This window comes from Stenotrophomonas thermophila (assembly GCF_001499715.1).
GTDB lineage: Bacteria > Pseudomonadota > Gammaproteobacteria > Xanthomonadales > Xanthomonadaceae > Stenotrophomonas > Stenotrophomonas hibiscicola.
This window is the reverse complement of record NZ_CVIW01000001.1, coordinates 20,471-40,473: the sequence shown is the minus strand read 5'-3', so window position 1 is coordinate 40,473 and position 20,003 is coordinate 20,471. Positions and strand designations below refer to the sequence as shown.

At 65.4% G+C, this 20,003-nt stretch carries 18 protein-coding genes, 1 tRNA gene and 1 pseudogene; 13 read left to right on the top strand and 7 right to left on the bottom strand.

What is annotated here, in order from left to right; all coding sequences use genetic code 11:
• The first annotated feature begins 41 nt into the window (after positions 1 to 41).
• The 4 genes from dtd (at position 42) to BN1263_RS00170 (ending at position 4,284) form a co-directional block, all read left to right on the top strand.
• Positions 42 to 482: a D-aminoacyl-tRNA deacylase gene (gene dtd, locus BN1263_RS00185; RefSeq protein ID WP_019660769.1), complete on the top strand. Its 441-nt coding sequence runs from the start codon at positions 42 to 44 to the stop codon at positions 480 to 482.
• A 91-nt stretch (positions 483 to 573) separates the two neighbouring features.
• Positions 574 to 2,427, top strand: coding sequence for an RNA polymerase sigma factor RpoD (gene rpoD, locus BN1263_RS00180; protein ID WP_019660768.1), 1,854 nt, complete (start codon positions 574 to 576; stop codon positions 2,425 to 2,427).
• A 283-nt stretch (positions 2,428 to 2,710) separates the two neighbouring features.
• Complete coding sequence (gene yjjJ / locus BN1263_RS00175; RefSeq protein WP_260832859.1) at positions 2,711 to 4,084, top strand: type II toxin-antitoxin system HipA family toxin YjjJ; 1,374 nt, start codon at positions 2,711 to 2,713, stop codon at positions 4,082 to 4,084.
• A gap of 124 nt (positions 4,085 to 4,208) precedes the next feature.
• A tRNA-Ile gene (locus BN1263_RS00170) sits at positions 4,209 to 4,284 on the top strand.
• A gap of 108 nt (positions 4,285 to 4,392) precedes the next feature.
• Here the strand turns inward: BN1263_RS00170 and BN1263_RS20640 are convergent.
• On the bottom strand, positions 4,393 to 4,905 hold the full coding sequence (locus BN1263_RS20640; RefSeq protein ID WP_155030172.1) for a hypothetical protein: 513 nt from the start codon (positions 4,903 to 4,905) through the stop codon (positions 4,393 to 4,395).
• Positions 4,902 to 5,429 (bottom strand): hypothetical protein, encoded by a 528-nt coding sequence (locus BN1263_RS20325; RefSeq protein ID WP_019660765.1) that lies wholly within the window; start codon positions 5,427 to 5,429, stop codon positions 4,902 to 4,904. Before BN1263_RS20325 ends, BN1263_RS20640 begins: the two co-directional genes overlap by 4 nt.
• 808 nt (positions 5,430 to 6,237) lie before the next feature.
• Here BN1263_RS20325 and BN1263_RS00155 point away from each other — a divergent pair.
• The gene (locus tag BN1263_RS00155) at positions 6,238 to 7,890 is read left to right on the top strand and encodes a serine hydrolase domain-containing protein (RefSeq protein WP_260832858.1); all 1,653 of its coding nucleotides are present in this window, start codon (positions 6,238 to 6,240) and stop codon (positions 7,888 to 7,890) included.
• Positions 7,891 to 7,908: 18 nt separating this feature from the next.
• Here the strand turns inward: BN1263_RS00155 and BN1263_RS00150 are convergent, their stop codons facing one another.
• Positions 7,909 to 8,301 carry a DoxX family protein gene (locus tag BN1263_RS00150; protein WP_019660763.1) on the bottom strand — a complete coding sequence of 131 codons (393 nt, stop codon included), beginning with the start codon at positions 8,299 to 8,301 and terminating at the stop codon, positions 7,909 to 7,911.
• Positions 8,302 to 8,419: 118 nt separating this feature from the next.
• On the opposite strand from BN1263_RS00150, the gene BN1263_RS00145 reads away from it, so the two are divergent.
• The gene (locus tag BN1263_RS00145; RefSeq protein ID WP_021204106.1) at positions 8,420 to 8,839 is read left to right on the top strand and encodes an H-NS histone family protein; all 420 of its coding nucleotides are present in this window, start codon (positions 8,420 to 8,422) and stop codon (positions 8,837 to 8,839) included.
• A gap of 49 nt (positions 8,840 to 8,888) precedes the next feature.
• A pseudogene (locus BN1263_RS20975) lies at positions 8,889 to 9,292 on the top strand (hypothetical protein).
• Positions 9,293 to 9,315: 23 nt separating this feature from the next.
• On the opposite strand, the gene BN1263_RS00135 reads toward BN1263_RS20975, so the two are convergent.
• Positions 9,316 to 9,957, bottom strand: a complete 642-nt coding sequence (locus BN1263_RS00135) for a glutathione S-transferase family protein (protein WP_058978725.1) — start codon at positions 9,955 to 9,957, stop codon at positions 9,316 to 9,318.
• A gap of 472 nt (positions 9,958 to 10,429) precedes the next feature.
• On the opposite strand from BN1263_RS00135, the gene BN1263_RS00130 reads away from it, so the two are divergent.
• Together BN1263_RS00130 and cml are read left to right on the top strand one after the other, a co-directional pair.
• Complete coding sequence (locus BN1263_RS00130; RefSeq protein ID WP_005419568.1) at positions 10,430 to 10,882, top strand: PA2169 family four-helix-bundle protein; 453 nt, start codon at positions 10,430 to 10,432, stop codon at positions 10,880 to 10,882.
• Between the two features lie 252 nt (positions 10,883 to 11,134).
• Complete coding sequence (cml, locus tag BN1263_RS00125; RefSeq protein WP_058978723.1) at positions 11,135 to 12,322, top strand: CmlA/FloR family chloramphenicol efflux MFS transporter; 1,188 nt, start codon at positions 11,135 to 11,137, stop codon at positions 12,320 to 12,322.
• A gap of 64 nt (positions 12,323 to 12,386) precedes the next feature.
• Here cml and BN1263_RS00120 read toward each other — a convergent pair whose 3' ends face one another.
• Complete coding sequence (locus BN1263_RS00120) at positions 12,387 to 15,779, bottom strand: autotransporter domain-containing protein (RefSeq protein WP_058978721.1); 3,393 nt, start codon at positions 15,777 to 15,779, stop codon at positions 12,387 to 12,389.
• 189 nt (positions 15,780 to 15,968) lie between these two features.
• Between BN1263_RS00120 and BN1263_RS00115 the strand changes: the two genes are divergently transcribed.
• Both BN1263_RS00115 and BN1263_RS00110 read left to right on the top strand, forming a co-directional pair.
• Positions 15,969 to 16,169 (top strand): hypothetical protein, encoded by a 201-nt coding sequence (locus BN1263_RS00115; RefSeq protein WP_058979285.1) that lies wholly within the window; start codon positions 15,969 to 15,971, stop codon positions 16,167 to 16,169.
• A 104-nt stretch (positions 16,170 to 16,273) separates the two neighbouring features.
• A complete protein-coding gene (locus BN1263_RS00110) occupies positions 16,274 to 16,624 on the top strand; it encodes a VOC family protein (RefSeq protein ID WP_058978719.1) in 351 nt (116 codons plus the stop codon).
• A 259-nt stretch (positions 16,625 to 16,883) separates the two neighbouring features.
• Here the strand turns inward: BN1263_RS00110 and BN1263_RS00105 are convergent, their stop codons facing one another.
• Positions 16,884 to 17,180 (bottom strand): KGG domain-containing protein, encoded by a 297-nt coding sequence (locus BN1263_RS00105; protein ID WP_058978718.1) that lies wholly within the window; start codon positions 17,178 to 17,180, stop codon positions 16,884 to 16,886.
• Between the two features lie 196 nt (positions 17,181 to 17,376).
• A complete protein-coding gene (locus BN1263_RS00100; RefSeq protein ID WP_058979283.1) occupies positions 17,377 to 17,841 on the bottom strand; it encodes a MarR family winged helix-turn-helix transcriptional regulator in 465 nt (154 codons plus the stop codon).
• 52 nt (positions 17,842 to 17,893) lie between these two features.
• On the opposite strand from BN1263_RS00100, the gene BN1263_RS00095 reads away from it, so the two are divergent.
• A complete protein-coding gene (locus BN1263_RS00095) occupies positions 17,894 to 18,805 on the top strand; it encodes a S41 family peptidase (RefSeq protein WP_058978716.1) in 912 nt (303 codons plus the stop codon).
• Between the two features lie 98 nt (positions 18,806 to 18,903).
• Entirely contained in the window at positions 18,904 to 19,797 is an 894-nt protein-coding gene (locus BN1263_RS00090) for an NAD-dependent epimerase/dehydratase family protein (RefSeq protein WP_058978714.1), read from the top strand.
• Positions 19,798 to 20,003 lie beyond the last annotated feature (206 nt).

Below are 20,003 nucleotides of genomic sequence, written 5' to 3'. Positions count from 1 at the left end.
GGCGCTGCTATCGTGGCCGGCCCTGTTCATTGGAAGCCCAGATGCTCGTCCTGATCCAGCGTGTCAGCCAGGCTGCTGTCCATGTAGATGATGAAACCGTGGGCCAGATCGGACCAGGCCTGCTGGCGCTGGTGGGCATGGAGCCGGGCGATACCGAGGCCCAGCTGCGACGGATGGCCGAGCGCCTGCTGGGCTACCGGGTGTTCGCCGACGAGGCCGGGAAAATGAACCGGTCGCTGCGTGACACCGGCGGCGGCCTGTTGCTGGTCAGCCAGTTCACCCTGGCCGCTGACACCCGTTCGGGCATGCGGCCGAGCTTCACCAGCGCCGCAGCGCCGGAGGAGGCTGAACGCGGGTTCAATCAATTTGTCGAGATCTGCCGTGAAAATCACGCGCCAGGGGTGGAAACAGGCCGGTTTGGTGCCCATATGGTCGTCAGCCTGGTCAATGACGGTCCTGTGACCTTCCTTCTCCGGCCCTGAGCCTGCGGGACCACCGCCCGGCAGGCGGGGCCCCGGGCTGGTATAATGCTACGTTCCCTATTTCCTACCCAGCCGGTGGCGCGAGCACTACATGGCCAACGAACGTCCTGCCCAATCCGAAATCAAGCAACTGATCAGCAAGGGCCTGGAACAGGGCTACCTGACCTACGCCGAAGTCAATGACCATCTGCCGGACGACATGGTCGACCCGGAACAGATCGAAGACATCATCGGCATGATCAACGGCATGGGCATCGATGTCCATGAAGTTGCGCCGGATGTGGAAACCCTGCTTCTCAACGACGGCAACACCGGCAACCGCGAAGTCGATGACACCGCGGCCGAAGAAGCTGCCGCCGCGCTGAGCGCGCTCGACACCGAAGGTGGCCGTACCACCGACCCGGTGCGCATGTACATGCGCGAAATGGGCACCGTCGAGCTGCTGACCCGCGAAGGCGAAATCGCCATTGCCAAGCGCATCGAGGAAGGCCTCTCCCAGGTCCAGGCCGCGCTCGGCCAGTTCCCGGTGTCGGTCGAGTCGCTGCTGAACGACTACGAAGCCCACAAGGAAGGCAAGAAGCGCCTGGCCGAAGTGATCGTCGGGTTCAATGATCTGGTCGACGAAGAGCCGGCGCCGCCGGCGGTCGCTGCCGATGACAGCAGCGATGCCGACGCCGAAGGCGACGAGGACGAGGACGATGATGTCGAGGGTGGCGAGGAAGAAGCCGCACCGACCGGTCCGGACCCGGAGGAAGTCGCCGCGCGCATGCAGGCGCTGAGCGATGCCTTCAATGCATTCAAGAAAGCCGCGACCAAGGGCGACAAGAAGAACCTGCCGCGCCTGCGCGAAGAGATGTCGGCGGTGTTCGTCACCCTGAAGCTGCCGCTGCCGCTGACCGACGTGCTGACCAAGCAGCTGCGCGACACCATGGCCGACATCAAGTCGCATGAGCGCCGTGTGCTGAACCTGGCCACCGTCACCGCGCGCATGCCGCGCAAGGACTTCATCCGTTCCTGGGAAGGCAACCAGACCAACCTGGAATGGGTGGAAGACGCACTGAAGCGCAAGCAGAAGTGGTCGTCGGCCCTGCGCGAAGTGAAGGACCAGATCATTGCCGAACAGCAGGCGACGATCGACATCGAGAAGCTGACCCAGCTGGACCTGGAAGAGCTGAAGGAAATCAGCCGTGCCATGGCCTACGGTGAAGCCAAGGCGCGCAAGGCCAAGAAGGAAATGGTCGAGGCCAACCTGCGCCTGGTGATCTCGATTGCCAAGAAGTACACCAACCGCGGCCTGCAGTTCCTGGACCTGATCCAGGAAGGCAACATCGGCCTGATGAAGGCGGTGGACAAGTTCGAATACCGCCGCGGCTACAAGTTCTCGACCTACGCCACCTGGTGGATCCGCCAGGCGATCACCCGCTCGATCGCCGACCAGGCGCGCACCATCCGTATCCCGGTGCACATGATCGAGACGATCAACAAGTTGAACCGCATTTCCCGCCAGATGCTCCAGCAGTACGGCCGCGAGGCCACGCCGGAGGAGCTGGCCAAGGAAATGGACATGCCGGAAGACAAGATCCGCAAGGTGATGAAGATCGCCAAGGAGCCGATCTCGATGGAAACCCCGATCGGTGACGACGAGGATTCCCATCTGGGCGACTTCATCGAGGACACCAACGTGGAGTCCCCGATCGAGAACACCACCAACATCAACTTGTCTGAAACCGTGCGCGACGTGCTGGCCGGCCTCACCCCGAGGGAAGCCAAGGTGCTGCGCATGCGCTTCGGCATCGACATGAACACCGACCACACGCTGGAAGAGGTCGGCAAGCAGTTCGACGTGACCCGCGAGCGCATCCGCCAGATCGAAGCGAAGGCCCTGCGCAAGCTGCGTCACCCGAGCCGCTCGGAGCAGTTGCGCAGCTTCCTGGATATCGATTGATATCCGGCGATGGCTGATGTGTTGAGAGAAACCCCGCTTCGGCGGGGTTTTTCTTTGCCCACCACATCCCTGTAACGCCCAGCCTTGCTCGGCTGAGCCATATAATTACGTAACAAATAATGCAACAAAGATCCGCGTCGAAGCTGGCTCTTCGTGAATATGTCCATTATTTTCAAGCTCATAGATGCAAGATCGTGCTTGCAGTCCCGTTTTTTTGATGCTAATTACGTAACAGGCTTCGTATTACGTAATGCACATGCCACGCGCTCAACGCCTACAGGTATTGGATCTGATCGCTCAGCTGGCCCCCGGCCAGCCGCTACCAGCCGCGGCGCTGGCCGAGCGTCTGGGGGTGGACCGGATGGCGCTCAGCCGGCTGGTGGCCGCCAGTGGCCCGCAGGTGGTGCGCATGGGCAGAACGCGGGCAACCGCCTATGCGCTGCGGCGGCCCACCCGGGCAGGCAGCGAATGGCCGCTGTACCGGCTGCGCGAAGATGCGACGCTGGAGGAGCTGGGGCGGGTAATTGCGCTGGTAGGAGGCGGCTTCCATGTCGACGCCGGGCCTGACTGCCCGAACCTGCGACGCGCGCCCGAAGGTGACATTGCTGCCTTCTTTCCTGACTTACCGTGGTACCTGGATGACCTGCGACCGCAGGGATTTCTTGGTCGCAGCTTCGCCCATGGCCGTGGGCAGGCGCTCGGCCTGCCGAAGGACCTCAAGGGCTGGCAACCGGACGATGTGTTGATGGCCCTGGTAACCGCTGGCGGGACTGAAGCGGGCGATCTGCTGCTCGGTATCGCCGCCGTGGAGGCGGCGATGGAGACGTTGCAGGCGCCGATCGATCGGGTTGCGGCCGACGATCGTCTTGCACAGTATCGCGAGCGGGCGCGTGCTGCGCTGGACGGAGAGGACGTGGGCTCCTCGCCGGGTGGCGAGCAACCCAAGTTCACCGCCACCGTGGAGGTCCACGGCAGGCGCCGCTCGGTGCTGGTCAAGTTCGCGCAGCCCGATGAAGGCGCCGCCGCCCAGCGCTGGAGCGATCTGCTGGTCTGCGAACATCTGGCGCTTGAGGCCCTGCGCCAGTCCGGACAAGCCGCGCCGTCCAGTGAACTGCTGCAGTCGCCCACGCACACCTTCCTGGAAATCGAGCGCTTCGACCGCACGCCCGATCTGCTGGGGCGGCGAGGCCTGGTCTCGCTGCTGTCGCTATCGTCCGCGTTCACCGGCGAGGTCACCCCAGCGTGGCCGGTTGCAGGCGCCGAACTGCGTGATCAAGGCTGGCTGACGGCCGACACCGTGCAGGCGATGGGCCGACGCCACGCGTTCGGGCGGCTGATCGGCAACAGCGACATGCACCACGGCAACATCGCCTTCCACTTCGTTGATCGCGGCCCGCTGCCGTTGGCACCGGTCTACGACATGCTGCCGATGTCGCTGGCGCCGTCAAAGCTGGGCGTGTTGCGCGCGGACGAGCCGCTGTCGCCGGTCGCACCGCTGGGCAGTGGTGATCTGCAACATCTGCGCTGGGCGGCACCGGTGGCTGAAGCATTCTGGCAGTGCGTGGCTGTTGACGGGCGGATCCAGTCGCCAGCAATGCGGTCATTGGCGGGGGCGAACGCCGAGCGGGTGCGGGAGATGGGCGCGCGGTTTGGGTGAGCCAGCTGTTGCGCAAGCCTGGGCGCGCGGCGTTGCGCAGCGATGGCTGAGGGTTTTTCAGTGTGTCTTGGCGCCGGCGGGTAGCCGGTTGAGCGCAGGCTCCACTACACTGTGGCGCTGCGCCGGGCCTATAGCTCAACGGTTAGAGCAGGGGACTCATAATCCCTTGGTTCCAGGTTCGAATCCTGGTGGGCCCACCAATTGAACGTCCAGCAAAGTCCAGTGACGGCGCCCCGATGGCGTCTGGCTGGTGCGTCAGGGGCGCCAAGGGCAGCACCTTGCGGCGATGCCCTTTCATTGTGGTGCCCTCAGGATCGTGGCAGATTCTCGATAGGACCAACGCGACCGGGCGGGGGCGGCTGACAGTTGCCGAAGCACCCGCCACCACCAGGGAACCAGCCGCCGATCCCGCCACCACCGCCAGTGCTGCCACCACCACCACCGCCAGACGGGGGTGTCGAGGCGAAGCTGTCCTCGGTGCCACCTGACTCTTCTGCCGACTTCCCGCACGGCTTGCTGACGGTGATCATGCTTGAGCCGGTCATCATCATGATTTTTGTTTTGTACATGACGTTGCCGACGAAGGACGTGTTGCGCCATGCATCCGCACCGAACGTCCTTTCAGCGGTCTCATCCAGCTTCTTCAGGAATGCCCGGTTGGGCGCATCTGCGGATGAGGCACCGGCTTGCTTGGCCGCCGCGATATCCTTCAGGTCGACCGATATCGAGAACGGGAGCATTGGAAGAACGGTGCAGGCCAGAGCAACACCGGTAACGGTGAAAGCAGCGGTGGCCAGGACGAATTTACTTGCAGGTTTCATTGCCATCCTTGCGAGTTGTCAACGGGGAACGGGCGGTAATCGGGAACGAACGGGACGCCGGTTCGTTCCTGGTAGAGCTGGTTGAACGTGGCATTCAGACGAAGCGCTTCGGCCTCCCCCTGCATCCGCTCTTCGATAGTGAGCGGTGCAGAGAACATGATTTCCCTGCCAAGCGCGGCGGAAGGGTCTGCGCGCATCTCCAGGACGCGCGAAACCGCGTATGCGTTGATGTTTCCCGCTCGACCGGTGGATGCGAAATGAGTCGCAAGCAGTTGCAGTGCAAAGTAGTTGCCGTCCACTGCGGACGACATCATCCGGTCCAAGGCGGTTCGATCGGGCAGCTTTCGCGAGTCCAGCATGGTGCGCGCAAGCTTGTCGCCGCCGTGGGCGGCTTGTTCCAGCAACGCATCGGGCGCGCTGGAATAGGAAGCCCACTGCGCGGTATTCGGATAGCCGTGTTCATCCAGCCAGCGTTGCTCCTCGCGGCTACGCCCATCAAATGGATCATCGTCCTTGGGTTCCATTCCATCGCGATTCTGCGGAACACCAGGAAACAGCATGCTCGTGCTGTTGGCAGGCCGTAACGCGGGTGACGCAGCCGAGGGTGTCGGCGCAGAAGGATCCTTGCGCTGCCCGCCCGCCTGTTCAACATTCGGTGCCGTTTGCGAGGACTGTGGCGTGGGGCGAAGGAGGAGAAGGGCCGCCACCGCTCCCGTGGCGAGTACGGCAACGACGAGTGCTGCAGCGAATTTCTGCGATGAACTTCTGTATTCCATGAGGGTGGTGCAGTTTCCTTGCGATTAACACTGGGTCGGGTAGGCGACGCAACAACGTTGGAGCTGCTCGCGCAACTGAAACGGAGTGCATGCAAGTCCCCAGAGATGGACTCGATCGTCTTGTGCACATCTGCATCGCCCGCAGAGAACGGAAAAGTGGTGCAGCCTCCCCCGGTCCGCCTTGGTTCGTATTCAGTCCTTGTTTACGTTCTGGTCCGTCGCGCGCTTCGGACCCGGTGCCGGGCGACCCGTTGCACATCACCGACTACTGGTCACGACCAGAGCTCCGGGAACCGCCACAGGCCTATTGGAGCGAGTGCCGCGCCTTTGTTGCGGCGCAGGGAGTCCGCTTGCCGCTCTCTCCGGGCTGAGGCCTGCGCAGCCGGCGAAGGTTTCAGCACTGTCGATCACCGCACTCTGTGCCGAATGACACATGCCCCGCCATTTCTGCTGGCGGGAAGATGGCGGCATCCCGAAGTGGAGTGATCTGATGCCTGGTACGCTCAGTCGTCGCGCCTTCCTGGCCAACGCTGCTGCCGTTCCGGCGGCCACGCTCATGCCCACCGGCGTTGCTGCGGTGGCGCAGCCAACCGTCACCACCGGGAGCCTGATCGACGCGGAACGCGGCGTGATCCGCTCGGCCATGGACGGCAGCGGCATCGGTGCCGCTGCCGTCTGCCTGGTCGAAGGCGGACAGGTGCGCTGGACTGAAGGCTTCGGTCACGTATCAGGCCAGGGCAGCGCGGCCGTAGACGCCAGCACGATGTTCAGCATCCAGTCCACCTCGAAGAATTTCGCGGCGGTGGCGGTGCTGTTGGCCGTGCAGGACGGCATCCTTGATCTGGACGCGCCCATTACCCGCTATCTGCCGTCGTTCACGGTGCGCAGCCGCTTCGAGCATGATCCACAGGAGCGCATCAGCCTGCGCCTGCTGCTCGCCAATCGCGCGGGATTCACGCACGAGGCGCCACTGGGCAACAACTACGAACCGGTGTCGCCGGGCTTTGATGCGCACGTCCGCAGCATCTCGCAGACATGGCTGCGCTTTCCAGTGGGTACGCGCTATCGCTACTCCAACCTGGGCTTCGACCTTGCCGGTCATGTCATTGAGCAGGTTGCGGGCATCAGCTATCCGGCCTGGCTGCAGCGCCGGATCTTCGAGCCGCTGGGAATGCACGACAGTACGGCCGATGCCTCGATCTACCTGGCAAGCAAGGGGCGGGCACTGGGAACCCAGGAAGGCCATGCGCAGGTACCGCCGGTGACGCCGCTGGTGGTGTCGGGAGGCGTCTGGACCAGTGCCGCCGACATGGCGAAGTATCTTGGCTTCCTGCTCGGTGGCGGTCGATCCGGTGCGCAGCAACTGCTCGAGCCTCACCTTTGGGACGAGATGCATGGTTTCGGCCTGGGCGGTGACTACGGGCTCGGTGTCATGCGCAGCGAACGCCTCTACGGCAGTACATCGGTGAGGCTGCTGCACCACCGCGGCGGGGGCTTCGGATTCGGGTGCGTGTTCACCTACTGCAGGCAGGCAAACGCTGGATTTGCCGCGATGTTCAATCGCGCGACGTCTGCGGGGTACGGCATTGGCGAGCGTCTGCTCGATCAGCTGTTGTCGGCGCGTTTCGGGCCTCGTCAGCCGCGTGTGCCCCTGTCTTCCCTGGCGCCGATCAGGTTGAACCAGGACCAGGTGCAGCGGATGGCGGGGAGCTGGATCGGGCGCAGCGGCAAGGCGAAGATCGTGGTTGCCGGAAGCGGTGAACTGCAACTGCATCGTGGGGCGCAAGCTGTGGGCGGCCGTTTTGCGGCCATCGACGGCGACCAACTGTTCACCGTGGACACCGATGGAGAAGTTGCGACGTACCGCTACCATGCGGCGACGGACATGCTGCCAGCGCACCTGGAATGCAGCAACGGCGAGGACGGCCTGGACCAGAACGATCCCATCGATGGGCCCACCGGGCCGCAGGCGCCCCATTGGCAACCCTGGCTGGGGCGCTATCGCATCGACCAGTGGGGAAAACCGTCGATGTCCGTTGTGCTGGAGCAGCGACAGGGCTGGCTGTACATCGATGGCATCCGCCTGGTCACCGAAGTGGAGCCAGGCTTGTTGTTCACCAGCGATGGCGAAGCGGTGGATTTCCGCAGCTCCCAGCCGACATGGCGAAACCTGCGTCTGCAGCGCGTCCCGCCCGTGGGCCAGGGGTGATGGCGGCATGCCGCCTGCTTATCCGCGCCGCCCACGCCCATCAATGCTGTAGCGCCCGGCTCCGGTGCAGGCCAGCAGCAGGAAGCCACCGGCCAGGCCCAGGTTCTTCAGGAACATGATCTGCTGGGTCTGATCGGCGAAGTTGTGGTGGAAGATGAAAGCGGTGACCAGGCTGAAACCTGCCAGTACGACCGCCACCAGCCGGGTCTGGAAGCCGAGCAGGATGCACAGGCCGCTGCCGATTTCGAAAGCGATGGTCGGCCAGAGCAGGATGCCGGGAACTCCCATTGCCTCCATGTAGCCCTGGGTACCACTGAGATCACCGAGCTTGCCCAGCCCGGAGACCAGGAACAGGGCCATCAGCAGGATGCGTGCAAGCAGGTAGGCGAGCGAATGCGATGAAGTGCTCACGTCGAGGTCCTCGGAGATGGCCGACGCAGGCGATCGGAGCCCACCGGCGGTGAAGCCCGTGTCTACGCGCCGGGCAGGGCGCCTTGACAGCTGCCGCGCTGCAGTAGACCTTTCCCGCATGACGATCGATATTGAATCGCTCAGCCTTCGCGAGCTGGGTGCCCTGGTGGTTGCCGCTGAACGGCGGAAACAGCTGATTTCCAGCCGCCGTCCGGCCAGTGCGGTGCGCCGGATGCTGAAGGCCGCCGCCGCCGAAGCCGGATACACCCTCGAAGAACTCTTTGGCGGCCAAGCCTCGGAAACACCTGCGACCGCCCGCAAACCCGCCCGCCGTAAATCCGGCAAAGTCGCGCCCAAGTATCGCGACCCGGAATACAAGCGCCTGACCTGGACCGGTCGCGGGCGCATGCCGCGCTGGTTGGCGTCCAAGGTGTCGATGGGCCACAAGGTCACCGATTTCCTGATTCCTGGCTTGGCCAGGCCGACCGCTGGCAAGACCAGCACCATCGGCAAGCGGACCGTCATCAAGAAAGGATGAGGCTGCAGCACTGCTACCCTGCCTAAGTCTTTCAACCAAGGAGCACGGGATGGCACACGAGAGTGGCATGATGATCACGCCGAAAGTCCTGCACGCCGCGGCAGGCGCGGCCGTGCTGGTCAGCCTGCTGGCCTGGGCGGTGGAATGGAGCGGGATGGCCTATGTCTGCCCGTACTGCCGCGTGCAGCGCACGGTCATCGGCGTGCTCGGCCTGCTCACGCTGTTCGCGCGCCCGGGAAGCCTCATCGTGCCCTGTCGTACACAGCCGGTGGCTTCGCGTTCGTGGTCGCAGCGATGCAGCACTTCAACGGCTGGAAGCGCATTTCCGCCGGTGATTTCAGTTTCAACGCGCAGTGGTACATCGATCCGTGGCTGCTGTCCGGCTGCGCGATGCTGATCCTAGTGGCGCAGCTGATGCTGGTGCAGGCCGCCTGCCGGCGCAGCTTGCGCTGAGTATTTCCACGCATGGCGCGGAACTACCCGTTCTGGAATACCGCCAGCTGCGCAGCAAACGCGCGCTGATAGGCGGGACGCTGCGTTGCCCGTGCCACATAGGCCACCAGCAGCGGATACTCGTCAAGCAGCCCGCTGCTCTTCAGACGCAGCAGCACCGAAACCATCATCAGGTCGCCCACGCTGAAATCGCCGTCCAGCCACGGCGCGTTGGCCAGCCATGTTGACAGTTGCGCCAATCGCGCCCGAACCCGCTCATCCAGCATCGGCAGCCGCTGTGCGTACCACGGCTGCTCGCGCTCCAGCACCCAGGCCATGGAGCGCTCGACAATCGGCGGCTCTACCGTGTTCAGTGCGGCAAACAGCCACATGACCGCGCGCATGCGGGCATCCGGATCAACCGGGAGCAGGCCGGAATGTTGTTCGGCCAGGTGCAGGACGATCGCGCCGGATTCAAACAGGACCTGGTGGCCCTCCTGCCAGGTGGGAATCTGCCCGAACGGATTGCGTGCCAGGTGCGCGGGCTGCTTCAGCTCGGCAAAGCTGAGCAGCTGCACGTCATAGGGCACGTCCAGCTCTTCCAGCGCCCAGCGAACGCGCATGTCACGGGCCAGGCCCTGGCCGCGGTCGGGAGAGGTGGCGAAGGCGGTGAGGATGGCGGTCATGGCAGCAGTCCGCGTGGTGAGGGAAGGGCTTTGATGATCTGACGAGCGGGCGTCCCGGAAATCGACATCGATGGCGGCGCCCTGCACGTCACCTGCACGCGTCCTGCACGCACGTACCGCCGCCGATCCATCAGTCTGCCGGGGTCATCCGCAGAGACAGGTAGCAGGCATGAATACCCCCGGAAAACCGAAGCCCAGTTGGCGCCAGAGAAACGTACTGATGGGAGCGCTCGCCGCGGTCGTGGTGATCGTGCTGATCATCCTGTTCGTTCCCTGGTGAGGCTGGCCAGCACCGCTCGATGTGAGCCACGCGCCACTGTGGCGTGAAGCAGTCAGTGCGGGTTGGGTGAAGTGATGTGCATATCAATCGCTGCTCACCCGCGAACCACACGAGCATGTCCACAGTGGATCCGCAGGCAGCGCAGTCGAGGCTGCTTTTCTCCCCCTGAAACGAAGATACAGGAGCAAGGCCATGAGCACCCAGTCCACCATCGAACACCGCCTCAACGACCTGATCGAGATCGCCCGCGACGGCAAGTCGTTCTACGAAGAGGCCGCAACCAAGGTGAAGGATGCCGAGCTGTCGGCCTTGTTCACCCGTATCGCCGGCGTCAAGGGCCGCATCGTCGCGGCGCTGAGCGGTTCGGTGGCTGCCAGCGGCGGCAAGCCGGCCGAGCATGGCACCGTGGTGGGTTCGATGCAGCAGTTCTACGGCAAGGTCCGCGCCGCGTTCGGAGATACCAACTATGGCTACGTGGCCGAGCTGGAAGAGTCCGAGGATCGCCTGCTGGGCGCGTTCAAGGATGTGCTGAAGGACAATGAACTGCCGCCGGCGGTGCGCCAGGAAGTCACTCAGCTGTTGCCCGAAGTGCAGGAGTGCCACAACGTGATGCGCGCGCGCAAGCATGCGATGAAGGCGGCCTGACGATCAGCGGCGGCCCACTCCCCAGGGTCGCCGCGGCCGGGGCGGCACCGCTGCCCCGGCCACCCTGAACCGGTCGCTGCTACACTTGCACCGGTTCCGCACCGCCAACGATCAACACCATGAGCAACGGGAACGGTCCGCAGACAGTTCGCTGAGCCGCAACAACGATGCAGACGTTGTTGCGGTGATCATCCCTGCGATGCACGCGAAGTGGATGGATCGCCGCCGGATCACTCCGGGCGGAGACTCCCCATGTTCAATCGAAAGGCCCCGCGTTTGGCCCACCCGTTGCCGTCGGCCATTGTGCTGATGGCGCCGTTCGACCTCCTGGCCTCGCTGGCCATGGATATCTATCTTCCTGTGGTGCCGGTGATGCCGCAGGCACTGCAGACATCCCCGACGCTGGTGCAGCTCACGTTGAGCAGTTACCTGCTGGCGCTCGGGCTGGGCCAGTTGCTGTTTGGCCCATTGTCCGACCGCATCGGGCGACGCCCGGTCCTGTTGCTGGGGGCGTTGCTGTTCGCGCTTTCGTCGTTTGCGCTGGCCCTGTCCGGCAGCGGCGCCGCTTTTCTGGCCTGGCGAACCGTACAGGCGGTGGGAGCGTCGGCGGCATTGGTGGCGACCTTCGCCACGGTCCGTGACGTCTATGCCGATACACCCGAAGGCGCCTCGCTGTATGGGTTGTTCGCTTCGATGCTGGCCTTCGTGCCGGCGCTGGGGCCTGTTCTGGGCGCACTGCTGGCTGGTGCCGTCGGCTGGCGTGCGATCTTCGTTCTGCTCGGCGTACTGGGCACGATCGCCGGCCTGCGCGCGGTGCGGCATTGGCACGAAACCCGCCCGCAGTGCCATGACGGGGCGCGACCGGCGGCACGACGCATCCTCGGCAGCGGCGCGTTCTGGGTCTACACGCTGGGCTTCAGCGCGGGCATGGGCACGTTCTTCGTGTTCTTCTCAGTCGCGCCCCGGTTGCTGGTCGGGCGCATGCAGTACTCGCCGCTGTCGTTCAGCCTGGCCTTCGCGACGGTGGCACTGGTGATGATCGTCACGGCGCGGATGGCGAACGCGTGCATTGGGCGCTGGAACGTGCGCGGTACCTTCCTGCGCGGCCTGTGGGTGATGGTGGCCGGGGCGCTGCTGATGGCGTCGGCCGCCGCGTGGCGTCCCTCGTTGATCGGCGTGGTGCTGCCCATGTGGGGCATCGCGGTGGGGCTGGTGATGGTGGTTTCAGTGGCTGCCAACGGTGCGCTGCGTGATTTCGCCGATGCGTCGGGTGCGGCGGTGGCCCTGTACTACGCAGTGCAGAGCCTTATCGTGGCAGGCATCGGCACGCTGGTGATCCTTGTGCTACCCGGCGATACCGTGTGGCCGCTGGTGGCCTATGGGTTGCTGCTGCCACTTGTCAGCCTGGCAGGTGCCGCCGCCCTGCGCCGTCGCGCATAGCGCTGGGGGTGGGCAAAAAAGGGGCGGCCGCAAGGCCGCCCCAACCCGTCAAGAGAACACGTGTTTAGAAGCGGATGGACCAGCGAGCACTGGCTCCATGGTCGCGGCTTTCACTGCCGAACTGGCCGCTGTAGCCCAGCTCCAGCTGCTGCCGCGGCGTCAGCCACGCCGACAGGCCCAGCTCGGCCACGACAGCGTTCTCGGCAATCGGTGCGCCTTCGACTGCAAAGGGCGTGCTGCTGTTGGCAAACGCCAGGTTGGCCACCTGGCTGCGGTCTCCGAAGGCGCGGCGATAGCCCAGACCACCGCGCAGATGCAGCCAGCTGTCCTGCTGGAATGATGCCTTCAGGCCCTTGTCGAAGCGCAGCCCTGCGGTAGCGGTGGTGGTGCCGGTGTCGTCCACCTCGCCATGCAGCGCCGCCGCGCCACCGCGCTCGTTGATCTGCTTGAGGTCCACTTCCACGCGAGCCACCTGCAGGTAGGGCTCCAACCCGCCTTCCGCGTTGCCGAAGCGATAGCCCGCTTCGATGAACGCTTGGCGCGCATGCGCGTTGTAGCGCGCGCTCAGGCTGTCACTGAAGCCGGCGAAGCCGACATCGCGCGTGCTCTTCACCTTGTGCTTGCTCCATGCGACGCCACCGCGCAGGCCGAAGCCGCCCCAGGCGTGGCTGGCATAGGCGCCGAAGTGCGTGTTGTCGATCTTCGACTTGGCACGGCGCTCCAGCTGCTTCACGTCGGTGCGGCCGGTACCGGCCAGCACGCCGACCTGCCAGCCACCGAACTCGCGGTCGATGCCCACCAGCAGGCCATTGCTGTTGGCATCGGTGCGCGCGGTGTTGCTGTTGCCATCCAGCCTGCTGTTGCCGCCCAGTGCCTGCACCCAGGCACCGGTGGCGTCACCCGTATCGGATCCCGGTGCGGTTGCGCCGGCACGGCGTGACAACGCAGCGTCACGGACATGACGGCTGCCTTCCACCAGCGCCAGCGAGGTGGCTGCGTGCAGCTCGCCGCTGAGGCCATCGAGTACGGCACCGACCTGCTGCGGGAACAGCTGTGTCAGCGGCTTGGGCAGGCCCTGGTTGATCGCCAGGCCATCGGCCGCCGCGGCAACCGCATGCTGGTTGGGCGTAGTGGCCGCACTGGCCAGCGATGCACCACGGGCCACGTCGATGCGTGCTCCGTTGGCACCGTACGCCAGGCTGAACTGCAGGAACGGCGAGAACGCGCTGAAGTCGGTCTTCGCGAACTGCCCGTTGAGACCGCCGTCGGCGCGGATGAAATTGAACTGCTCGCCGAGGTAGTAGGTGCCCGGCTCCGGCAGCGCGAGCAGGGTACCGCCCAGGGTGGCGGTGCCGGTCACGTGCAACTGGTCACTGCGCCCGCCTGGAGCAAGTTCGGCGGCATAGACGCCGGTTGCGCCCTGCACGTAGTTGCCGTTGATGGTCAGCGTGCCGATTGAATTGCCGGGCGCGATGATGCCGTCGACTTGGGTGGTGCCGAGCGTACCGACACCCTTCAGCAGGCCGTTGGCACCGACCGTGGTGGTGCCGCCGGTCTGCGTGCCGTTGAAGGACACCACGCCGCCGTTGACGCTCAGGTTGCTGTCCTTCAGCACGGCGCTGGCGCTGACCGTACTCACGCCACCGGTAGTGGTCAGTGCGGTGGAGAACAGGCTGCCGTTGAGCAGGAACTGGCCGCCCTGCACTTCGACCGCCGCGGTAAGCGCGTTGGCGCCGTTCAGTTCCAGCGTACCATCCTGCAGTACCGCGCCGTTGAAGCTGTTGTCACCGCTCAGGCGCAACCAGCCGATGCCGGACTTGGTCAGCTTGCCGGGGCCGCCGATGTCATTGGTCCAGTCATCCCATGCGTCGCCTTCCCACACCTTCAGGCCACCGGCCTTCTGGTTCATCACCACGTTGGTATCCACGCGCAGCGAGCCGTAGCCTTCGATGGCCTTGCGCAGGTCCATCAGTCCCCAGCCGTAGATCTCGTCGATGCCGGGTGCGCCAAGATCACGCGCGGTGGTCAGCAGCACGTCGCGGACCTGCGCGCTGTCCAGATAGGGGAAGCGTTCGAACAACAGGCCCAGCGCACCGGTGACGTGCGGTGCAGCCATCGACGTGCCGCTGAGCAGCCCGTAGCTGTAGGTTGGCACGCGCTGGGTGACGTCGAGCGACAGGTTGCCGTTGGCATCAACGCCCAACGACGCCGCAACGGCGGAGTCATCGCCGTAGACCGTGGAGTTGATGTTGGAACCCGGGGCCGCCAGGCACCAGTTGGCGCTGAGCCCGCACTTGTTGGAGGTCAGGCTGAGGGTGAAATCCTGTCCAACGTTGACGACGCTGAGCCAGTATTTTTCGATGTCGGCGAAGGCACGCGGCAGGGTGGCGTACATGCCGGCGATCGGGCTGGCTGATACAGGAGCCGCAGCACCGCGCGCCGGCGAATTGCCTGCCGCCCAGACCTGGATCATTCCCCTGGCGCGTGATCCGTCTGCATAAGTGGCAAGGTAGTCGCGATAATCGGGATCGTTGTAGATCCGGTCCATCAGCGCCGCATCGGGTTCCTTGCTCAGGCCCCAGCTGTGGTTGACCGCGCGCACGCCCTGGGCATTCATCTGCGCATACATGTCGACCACGGCGGACGAATCCGGCCCGACGCTGCCCAGCGAGACTACGGAATACCCGGTCGCCGTACGCTGCCATTCGCTGGCGCTGTTGAAGAACAGGCGGGCCACACTGAGATCGGCGCCGAAGGCCACGCCATGCATGCCGTTGCCATCACGGTTGGCAGCGATGGTGCCGGCAACATGGGTGCCGTGCACTTCGTAGCCGATACCGGGCTGTACATAGGGCCCCGCCAGGATCAGATCGCGGATGTTCTGCGGGACGTTTGCGTTGAACCCGACGTAGCTGACCTGCACGTCGTCGCCGTCACTTGAGAAGCAGGCGCCGGGGCCAGTGAGCTGTGCAGTGTTGGTGCAGCGCGTGCCATCGGCGAGCACGTCGGCGATGTGGATGCTGCGATGGTTCTTGCCAGCGAATTCCGGATGGTCCAGGCCGGTGCCACTGTCGAACACGCCAAGGCGGATGCCGGTGCCCGTCAGGCCACGCGCATAGGCGTCGTCGGCGTGGGTCGCCGCCAGGCCCCAGTCGGCGTTGAATTCCTCCGTGTGCCAACTGGCCGGATCACCTGCGTTACCGAGGAGCGACGTGCTGCTGGCTCCTGCCGTGGGTGTTGCGGCCGCTGCGTTGGCGCCGGCCGACGCGCTCGCCATCGACGTGGGCTGCGCCCATGCGGCCTGCAGTTGGCGCTGCTGCTGCCAAGCGTCGAGTGACTCGCTGGCCATGGCGGGAAGCGCTGCAGCCAGCAACAGCGAACTGGCCACGGCCAACGCCAGGCGGCTGTGCAGCGGGAAGCGGGAGTGGGACGAACAGCCGTGCTGCGGGTGATTCATCGGACAACATTCCTTGGTTGACGGACAACAACGCCGTTAACCCCGCAGCGCGCCAATCACCCCCAGTAGTGTGAAGGAATTTTTATGAACGCGTTAAGGTGGCGTGACGCCGGTGTTCACGTTGCCTCCCGGCTCTCCCGCTACCGTGAGCCGGCCTGGGCTCACCAGGCTTATCAGGGAGTGATGGTGATGCGTACTGTCAGGAAAGTGATCGTGGCGGCGCTGTTCGCGCTGGCGTGTACCGGTTCGGTGGCGGTGGCGGGCCCTGTCGAGCCTTGCGACGCGCCCTGCTGGCGGGTCTACCAGATGTGCCTGGCCAGTGGCGCCGACGCTGGGGAATGCCAGCAGGCGTACAGCACCTGCGTGGTCGATCTGTGCATGGGCGTGTGAGTCGCGCCGATTGAGCCGTGTGGGAGCCCTGTCACTGACGGGGCTCTTCTGTTTCCGTGGAAGGTCGGGCAGTCTGGATGGGCCCTGTCCAACGGAAGCATGCCATGGCCGTCAAACGCGTCGTCGCCAACATCGCCACGGCTGAGCCGGAACGGGCCGCTGCCTTCTATGGCGAGCTGCTTGGCATGCCCGTGGTGATGGACCATGGCTGGATCGTCACCCATGGCGGGCAGGGCAGTGCGCTGGCGCAGGTCAGCTTTGCCAGTGAAGGCGGTTCCGGCGCCGCGGTGCCGGACCTGTCGATCGAGGTGGACGACCTGCAGCAGGTGCTGGAGCGCATGCGTAAGGCCGGCATCGCGCTGGAGTATGGGCCGGTCGATGAACCCTGGGGCGTGCGCCGCTTCTTTGTCCGCGATCCATTCGGGCGGCTGTTGAACATCCTCGTGCACACCTGAGCAGGACGGTTCCGACGCCGCCTGCTACCCCGTGGCAGGCCGACCCTGCGTGGCAATCGATATCACAGGGGCTGGCAGGACACGCGCGTGCGCTCATCGCGCAACCGGGCGCGATGCACGCCGCGCCGCGGATGCTCACGTGGTACCGCAGTGGCACGGCCGTCAGCGTCGGCTGGGCGATGGGATCGGCCGGTATCCCGGCCCAGCTTGTGGCTGCAGGATGGCACCGCCGACGGGAAACGGCCTGGCCGCGTGATGATCACTTCTGCTGGCGGTGTGGGGCCTCTCCACCATGCTCGATCTGCTGCTGCTGCTGCTGGCGCGCGTTGGCGTGGCGCGCGTGCCCACCCTCGCGCCCGATCGCGGCCATGTGCTGCCGATCACGGCTGATCGCCTCGCCGCCCTTGCGGCCTGCCGCACGTGCCTCATCGCGGCTGAACTCATGCGCATTGCCGGAGGCATGCGCCGCACGTCCGCCTTTGGCAGCGATCGCGCGCTGCTTGGCCTGGTCCATCGAGGCGAAGCCCCGGTTGGAGCGGTGATTCTGCTCAGTCATGGGAAGTATCCTTCTGCATGGGCGGCGCCGTGGGCGGCGACAGCGCCAATGCTTGGCCAGTGCGTGCTAAGCCGAGGTCGCCATCCCCGCCGTGGTCTTCACCCGGCATGCGCACGTGGTTGATGAGTCCGCCATTCAGGCGAATGCCAGGACCACCACCACCGGCGAACACGCGGGGTGTCGCCGACGCACTGCATCAGCGCAGGCGGGCGTCGCGCAGGCGTTGCGCGAACGGTCGTTGCTCCAGCGCCTTCAATGCCTCACGCAGCACCTGTTCCAACGACTGTCCAAGATCGGCGTCGAGACTGCTGGCCGCTAGCGCCGTCGCCTGCCACTGCGCCTGCAACGCCGGCAATGCCTGCAGGGCGTGCGGGCTCAACTGCAGGATGCGTTCGCGGCTGTCCTCGCCCACCGCAGCGTGCAGCCAGCCGTCGCGCACCATCGCTGAAACCGTCTGGCTGAGCGCGGAGTGGCTGAGCCCGCAGGCCAGTGCCAGATCCTTGATGCGGCAGGGGCCCTGCACCATCAGCGTGCGCAGCACCGGGGTGTAGCGGGGCCGGTAGTCCAGTTGCAGATCCCGGTAGGCCTGCTCGACCGCCGGGTCGAGCTGGTCGAGCAGGGCACGCAGCAGCGTTCCCAGAGTTGCACGTTGGAGATCCATGATGACAATGATATATAAGCACTTATATATCATCAAGGCGACGGAGGCGATCATGACGGTTTCGTGGATGCTTGGCGCGTTGCTGGCGGCCGCCTGCCCGGCGCAGGACGCCGTGCTGCAGGCAGCGGCCACGGCGATAGAGGCGCAGTACCTGGATGCGGCCGAAGGCGCACGCATTGCCGAAGCCGTGCGCGGCTGGTCCACCCAGCAGCGCTATGTGGACAGCTGCTCGGATCCGAAGGCTTTCAGCGCACGCCTGAACCAGGACCTGGACACGTTCGATGGCCACTTCCATGTAGAGCGCGTGGACGCAACGGCCGGCCAGGACGACTGGCTGATGGCATGGCGCGCGGATGCGCGCAGCAATGGCGCTGGCGTGCGCGAGGTACGGGTGCTGGAGGGCAACATCGGTTACCTGCGGCTGAGTACATTCTATCCGCTGGATCTGGCCCGGCCGAAACTCGCCGCCGCCCTCGAGCTGCTGGCCGACACCGATGGCCTGGTGTTGGATCTGCGCCAGAACGGCGGCGGGGATGACGGCAGTGCCGACCTGCTGGTGCGCACGCTGTTGGACGCGAAGATCGAAGCGGTGCAGCAGTTGGACCAGCGCGGGCGGCGCACGCTGGCACCACTGCCGCCGGCAAGCCTGCCCACTTACCTGAAGCCGCTGGTCGTGCTGATCGATCGCCGCACCGCGTCGGCTGCCGAGTTCGTCGCCTACTCGCTGCAGGCGCTGGGCCGTGCACGCATTGTCGGCACGCGCAGCGGCGGCGCTGCACACATGGTCGATGATCCTGTGCTGCTGCCGGATGGCTATCAGATCAGCATTCCCGATCGGCAGCCGATCAATCTACATACCGGAACCAACTGGGAACGCACCGGTGTCACGCCCGACGCGGCAGGCGGTGACGATCCGCTGTTCGTCGCGCGGCAGCTGCTGGCCCGATCGGCCTCGCGGGAATGAACGCACAATTGCAATTGCGCCCTATCGCAGACGACATGCAGCGTGCCTAGAATCGAAGCATCCCGGTAGTTCCCGGGCGCTTCGAGTGAATGGACTCAATGAAGATTCTGCTGACCGGCAGTTCCGGGCGGATCGGGCGCGCGATCTTCGGCGCATTGGCGGCCTCCCACGAAGTGGTGGGGCTGGATCGCAGCCCATTCGCCACCACCCGCATCATTGCCGATGTCACTGATCACCAGGCTGTCGCACGGGCGGTGCAGGGCGTTGACGCCGTGATCCATACCGCCGCCCTGCACGCACCCCATGTCGGCCTGGTGCCGGACGCGGTGTTCCACCAGATCAACGTGGAGGCGACCGCGCACCTGCTGCAGGCCGCACGCGAAGCCGGGGCGCGGCGATTCGTGCTGACCAGTACAACCGCGCTGTACGGCCACGCTGTGGTCGCCGGTGGCTGCCGTTGGATCGATGAAGACACCGAGCCGTTGCCGCGCACGATCTACCACCGCACCAAGCTGCAGGCCGAAGCACTGGCCGAAGCCGCTGCGGCGCCGGCCTTCAGCGTGCGCGTGCTGCGCATGGCCCGCTGCTTCCCCGAGCCGCCCGAACGCATGGCGATGTTCCGCCTGCACCGCGGTATCGACGCACGTGATGGAGCCAGCGCGCATGCTGCACTGCTGCTGGACGAAGGCGCCGCTTTCGCGCGTTACATCGCGTGCGCTCCGACGCCGTTCCGGCGTGAGGATTGCCTGGAGCTGGCCACCCACCCGCGCAGCGTGCTGGCACGCCGCGCGCCACAGCTGCTGGCCGAGTTCGAACGACGGGGCTGGCCGCTGCCGTTGAGCATCGATCGCGTCTACGACAGTGCCCGCCTGCGCAGCGTGCTGGGCTGGCAGCCGCGCTTCGGCCCGGACGACGTGCTGCAGCAGTACGCCGCCGGCAGCATCGAGGTGCTGCCAAGGGCGGAGTGGATCAAGGATCGGGTCGCCGAATGAGATGGTCGCAGGGGGCGGGGCACCGAGCCCACCCTGAGCAGGTTCAGGAATGTGCAGGCCGCTGGCCTCAATCTCGATGGCGGCCGGCCGCTAAATCCGGTGTGCCTCGTGCACCGGGCGCGGCCCGGCGGCCGGTGGCCTGCGCGACGGATCGCGCGCCTGCGCGGTGTCCTCGTGACGCCGGTCGTCCTGAATTGCCTTGCGGA